Here is a 5,675-nt window from a genome sequence, read left to right as displayed (position 1 = left end):
TGTCGGCGCTGATTGAAAACTGACCCACCCTGCCGATTGAAAAATGACCCAGGGCAGATTGCCGATTTGTCATCAGCAATTGTGGATTAGCGTAGCAGTCCTGTCCGATCTCAAAGATCAAAAGCCCCACCACATGTGTGCATGGGACAGGGCAGTTTCCGATCTGGATTAAAATGGCTCATCGTCCTCAACTACATCTGCTTCCTTACGCTTACGTTCTCGTGTCTTGATCTTTGTCTGGTCAGCCAGGGTGCTGTGTTGCAGACGGTAGGATTCATTACCCGTTTCTACGATGTGGCAGTGGTGCGTCAGTCGATCCAGCAGCGCAGTGGTCATTTTCGCGTCGCCAAAAACACTCGACCATTCCGAGAAACTCAGGTTGGTCGTGATGATCACGCTGGTGTGCTCGTAGAGCTTGGACAGAAGATGAAACAGCAGTGCGCCACCGCTCTGGCTGAAGGGCAAGTAGCCCAGCTCATCCAGGATGACGAGGTCTGTGCGGAGCAGTCCTTGTGCAATCCGGCCCGTTTTTCCATCGTGCTTTTCACGCTCCAACAGATTGACGAGGTCGACCGTGGAGAAGAAGCGGACTCGTTTGTTGTGAACGGTGATCCCGGCCACAGCCAGTGCGCTGGCCAAGTGTGTTTTGCCGGTTCCTGGCCCGCCGATAAACACCACGTTTTGGGCCGTCTCGGTGAAATCCAGGCTGGATAGCTCCTTGACCAGTCGGGCATCAGCGCTGGAAGCGCTGAATTCAAAGCCCGCTAAATCACGGTGCATGGGAAGCTTGGCCATGTTCATCTGATGATTCACCGAGCGCACAGCACGATCTGCCTGCTCCTGCTGGAGCAGATGCTCCAGCAACCATTTTGAGGACGCTGTCGAGGCCTCTCCTTGGGCTGCCAGTTCTTCCCAGGCGTGCGCCATGCCATGCAGACGAAGTTCTTTAAGTTCTGCCATCAAGTCACGCATTTCGGCTCTCCTCATCTTTCGCACGCAGTTGGTCATATCGAGCCGTGTTGGCTGCTGGCGCGACCTTCAGCTGTAGATTCGTTTCCACAGAAGGCGGCGGTGCCGTGGACGTCAGTCGAGCCAGGACATTCAGGATGTGATCAGCGCTCAAGCTGCCAGACTCAAGCACTATCTCCACGGCCACCAGAACAGAGTCGAGACCGCTGATGGGCACCGCAGCCAACACTTGGGTCATGACGCGATCACCGTTAGCGTGACGCCGGAGGCCACGCTTGAGCAGGCGTAATGGTTTGGGTAAATCAGCAAATGGGGCGCCATTGCGAAGTGCGCCAGGTTTGCGCTCGATCAGCGGGATGTAGTGCTGCCAGTCGTAGCTGACTTGGTCTCGATCAAACAGTCGCTCATGACTGGCGATAGTTGTTTCATCAGCAACGACCACAACCCGCGAGGGATATAAACGGCTGCTGACCCACTGACCGACGCGCTCGCAAGGCACTGAGTAACGATTGCGCGCCACGCTGATCAGGCAGGTACTGGAGACACGCACTGTGCGTTCGACATAGCCGTCGAAAGCGCTGGGCATCGGCATCATTTCCACCCGCCCCAGCTCCAGAACATCTGCCACCGTAAGCCCCTTATATTGCGGGTGCGGCAGCTCACTCCAGAGAGTTCGGCAGCGTTGGCCGAGCCAGACATTCAGCTCATCGAAGGTATGAAACAGGCAGTCTTGAGCATCGAGCCAGATGCGCCGCCGGCTGTCCTGGACGTTCTTCTCGACGATTCCTTTTTCCCAGCCCGAAGCCACGTTGCAGAAGTCTGGGTCGAACAGATAGTGCGCGCACATCACCGAAAACCGGGCATTGACCGTCCGGCCTTTCCCCTTGCTGACCTTGTCGACCGCCGTTTTCATGTTGTCGTAAATGCCGCGACGCGGCACGCCACCCAATGCTCCAAACGAGCGAGTATGGGCATCAAACAACATCTCGTGACCTTGGCTGGGATAGGCCACCAGCCAAAATGCGCGGCTGGCACAGAGCTTCATGTGGGAGACCTGGATCCGCCTGAACAGCCCGCCGATCAGCAGACCTTCTTCACTCCAATCGAACTGGAAAGCCTCGCCCAGCGCGAACGTCAACGGCACAAAGGCTCGCAAAGATTTTCCTTGCTCGCCGCGCCACGCGCGGATGAAGGCGGTTAGTTGGCTGTAGCCGCCATCGTACCCCTCGGCTTTGATCTGCTCGAAGAGCGCCTTGGCGGTTCTGCGGTTATGTTTTGCCCGAAGCGAGTCGGCTTTGAGCGCCTGCTCCAGCGTTGCGTGAAACGGGCTCAGCTTGTTGAAAGCTGCACGTCTTTGATACACCGGCTGTTTGGTTTCGGGGGCCCTGATCCACTTTCGGATCGTGTTCCTGGATAGGCCAGTACGCTTGGCTATCTGATGCAGCGACAGCTTGTCGCGAAAGTACATCCGCCGAATTTTTCCCATCATTTCCATGCTGATCACCCTGTGTTCTCCTGCTCGGAAAGTGAGCAGAAGCAGTTGAACACCTGGGTCAGTTTTCGGTCGGCAGAACAGCCTTTAATGGGTCAGTTTTCGGTCAGCGGCAACAGGCATGTTGCGGTCTGAGGCCGTAAAGCAGCTTTATCGGCGTGACGAGCATCTTGAGATCGTTCCGCTGTATCTGGGCACACGTTGGGCAGGCGTCATGGATCTAGGGCCGATACTTGTACACGCACCTTATCCATCCAGACTGATAGAAGAGTGGCACCAACATCCTGAGCAGCGGGCCGACGGCTGCATTTTTTTCAGCGATGCGCCTTTGAAAATCGTCTCGGCGCATTTGCAGCAGTTTCTGAACCCGGCCGATTACCTGGGTAACTCAAGTCTGCTGCGTTTTGCAGATCCGCTGGCGATGCATTACTGGCTATCCAGCTACGGAGCTGAACAGTTGAGCCCGACGCTCGGGCCTATAGATCAACTGTGGGTCCAATCCCCTTTACGCAGTTGGCAGCGTAGTCTCGGCTCAACCATCACCACATTTGTTAATCAACGTCCGCAACAAACCTCTCAGCAGGGCTTCACTCTGCTGTGCGATCCGCAGTTGAAAGCCTTTGAAAGCTGTTATCGATGGCTGTTCGAAGAACGCATTCATGACTGGGTCAAGGCTCACGATCCGCAAGCCTTCGTGAAGCAAAGTGATGATCAGATCGAAAGCTGGCTGAATCAAGCTTTGGACAGCGGGCTCTCGTGGGGACTTATCAGTGAATACGCATTAGCGACATGGGCCGACATCTGCCACGACTGGGGTCTGGATTTCATCAACTCGCCACAAGGTCACTACACCTCCTGGCAGACTTTATACCCCGAGCATCAGCACCTGGCCCCGGAACTGCGCATAGCCGCGCTTGATGAACACCGTCAAAAAGTCCGTAACGACAGGGATGCCCCGCATGACCGATAAACACGGCACACACCAGCAACGACGCGCCGCACTGTTCCCCAAGACTCCGGCGACGGCCACCAGCCTTTGTCCTTTCAGAGGACCTTACGTCGCCATCGTGCCGGTGCGCTACGCGCTGGATCGCTCCCGCTACGACGCCGCGCCGGAGCAACTGAAGCCGTTGCCGAAACAGGGCAAATGGGCGCTGATGCCGACACTGAAAACACGCAGCTACACCCTTCGCCAGCTGTACGATGGCTACGTCTATGTGTTCGACGAAACGGCCGGGACGCTGCATGAATATGTCGCTTCAGCAAACAACGGCCATCTGAGCCGCATTGTCTGGACGGACGCGCAGATCGGCAATGACCAGCGAAGTGGCGCCAGTGATGGCACGCCCTTTCTGCTCTACCCGCGACGTAACACACTGCACATCGCCTTTTCCCCGCAGCAATGGACGTGGCGAGTTTGCGAGCACATGCGCTCCAGCGCCCCAAGCCGCGCGCTCTGGATGAAAGCGCTCGACCTGGCCAGCTACTGCATCACCATGGCCGAGCCGGACACCCTGCCATTGAACCGTATCGCCGAGGCGGTGGCGGACATCGACAAGGGCTATGTCACTGACGACGGCCGTTTCGCTGACTCGGCGATCCCCACTGCTCGCCCGCTGTCGGAAGACGCCGAAACAAATCCGTTATGGGCACCGCTGGGTGCTGACGTTTTCTGGCAAGGCAGCGTCGACGATCAGGACAATTCCCTGCTCATCGCCCTTGATGACCCGCTGGCCGTTTTCAATGATCTGGGCATGCAACTGGCCGCTGATCAGGCGGCTTTTCGCGACTGGCAAGCCGAGCACGAACACAAGATTCAGATCGCCCAGACTGTCTCCGGACTGTGTGGTGCCGAGAGCGACCCGCAAAAACTGCCAGCGTCGGTGCGCGGCAATGCGGCTCGCACGCACCAGTACCTGAGCGAGGTCGAAGCGTACTTCGAGCAATGCATCCTTGAAGAGGCACAGATCAGCAGCAACGTTCCCGGAGATTTTCTACTGCTGCCGGACATGTTCAAGAGCCTGGACATGCGCAAATCGATCGAAGCACGTTACGGCAGCGTCCCTACCGAAGAGGCTGCGCAGGCCTGGAAAGATCGCCACAAATGGCGACGCGAAGTCGATCTGGGCAGCGCGCGTCAGTATCTTCAACAGCATCTGCCAAGCGGAGACGCACTGCTGCAGCAGGTACGTGACACGCAACGCGATTTTCAGCTCTGGGCGACACATATCGGCACAGACCCGCTCAAGCTGTTTATCGATACCACCCGTCCAACACAGCTGCTGTACCTGCAAACGATCATGCTCAACCTGCAGATCATTTACGCCCAGGACAGCGCAGCCACCACCTGGCTGGCCGAGCAGGAAGCCAACGCCAGCACGCTGTTTGGTACCTTGCGCTACGGCTTCTCACCCGCCCTCAAACAAGCACTGCACCAGGAGGCCGACGCGCTGCTGAACGGCCTTGGCGACGTAACCAACCTGGCTACACGTATTGGCGAACTCAATGGCGCCCTCAATCACCAGGGCTTTGCCGACAAGCCGTGGATGAAGGCGCTGAAGCAGCCCGTTCAGGGCACCTTCAAAGCCCTCGGCGAACTGGCCAGTGGCGCAGGCAAGGCAACGCTCGAGAGTATCCTGCTGGCCTGGGTACCCATCGACAGCCGCATGGCCCTGGGCAAACAGCAGAACATCGTCGCATTGCTCCGCACCCTGTTGATCGGCCAGATGTTGCTTGGTTCGAAGGCGCGTATTGCAGTCGATCAACAGGTATTCACCAAGCTCAAACAGTGGATACGCGAGTGGCAGGTCCTCAACAAACAGATCAGCGATACCCGTCGCCGGTGGCTTTATCCAACCGCTTACAACACCCGCAAAAGCAACGCCAGCCACCTTCGCGTCCTTGAGGAAAAACTTCGTCTGCATGAATTGAGCATCCCCGCCCTGCTCGACTATCAGAACAACCAATACGCAAAGCAGTTGCAGGACGAGATTCGCCTGCACTTCCAGTCCGGCAAAACCATGGCGAAAGACTGGCTGACCACCGCCAAGCGCTGGATCGATGGGCTGGGAGGAATTGCCGGGTCAATCACTTGGGGCGTGATAATGCTCAACTTCATCAATACCGCGCTCACTTACAGGGACCTTACTCGGGATGGAGACTTCAGTGCCAAAGATATTGGCAAGGTTACCTATGAGGGTGTAGACAAAATCAA

Annotated in this window: 4 protein-coding genes; 2 read left to right on the top strand and 2 right to left on the bottom strand. The window is 57.0% G+C overall.

Going from position 1 to position 5,675, the window contains the following annotated elements:
• Positions 1 to 168: 168 nt before the first annotated feature.
• Positions 169 to 972: an IS21-like element helper ATPase IstB gene (gene istB / locus ALO64_RS05840; RefSeq protein ID WP_019331803.1), complete on the bottom strand. Its 804-nt coding sequence runs from the start codon at positions 970 to 972 to the stop codon at positions 169 to 171.
• Positions 965 to 2,464 (bottom strand): IS21 family transposase, encoded by a 1,500-nt coding sequence (gene istA / locus ALO64_RS05835; RefSeq protein WP_167336736.1) that lies wholly within the window; start codon positions 2,462 to 2,464, stop codon positions 965 to 967. The genes istB and istA overlap by 8 nt, the downstream gene beginning before the upstream one ends.
• Before the next feature lie 118 nt (positions 2,465 to 2,582).
• Here istA and ALO64_RS05830 point away from each other — a divergent pair, with 118 nt between their 5' ends.
• Entirely contained in the window at positions 2,583 to 3,431 is an 849-nt protein-coding gene (locus ALO64_RS05830; protein WP_044345734.1) for a DUF4123 domain-containing protein, read from the top strand.
• Positions 3,421 to 5,675: toxin VasX (locus tag ALO64_RS05825; RefSeq protein ID WP_054991671.1), on the top strand; the 2,255-nt coding region annotated here is incomplete at its 3' end. The genes ALO64_RS05830 and ALO64_RS05825, both read left to right, overlap by 11 nt.

Source organism: Pseudomonas meliae, from assembly GCF_001400515.1.
Taxonomy (GTDB): domain Bacteria; phylum Pseudomonadota; class Gammaproteobacteria; order Pseudomonadales; family Pseudomonadaceae; genus Aquipseudomonas; species Aquipseudomonas amygdali.
This window is presented reverse-complemented; position numbering and strand designations above follow the sequence as displayed.

Bases quoted from the DNA above. Each gene is read 5' to 3' on its own strand.
- istA (WP_167336736.1), bottom strand. From the start codon at position 2,464: ATGGAAATGATGGGAAAAATTCGGCGGATGTACTTTCGCGACAAGCTG.
- istB (WP_019331803.1), bottom strand. From the start codon at position 972: ATGCGTGACTTGATGGCAGAACTTAAAGAACTTCGTCTGCATGGCATG.
- ALO64_RS05830 (WP_044345734.1), top strand. From the start codon at position 2,583: ATGTTGCGGTCTGAGGCCGTAAAGCAGCTTTATCGGCGTGACGAGCAT.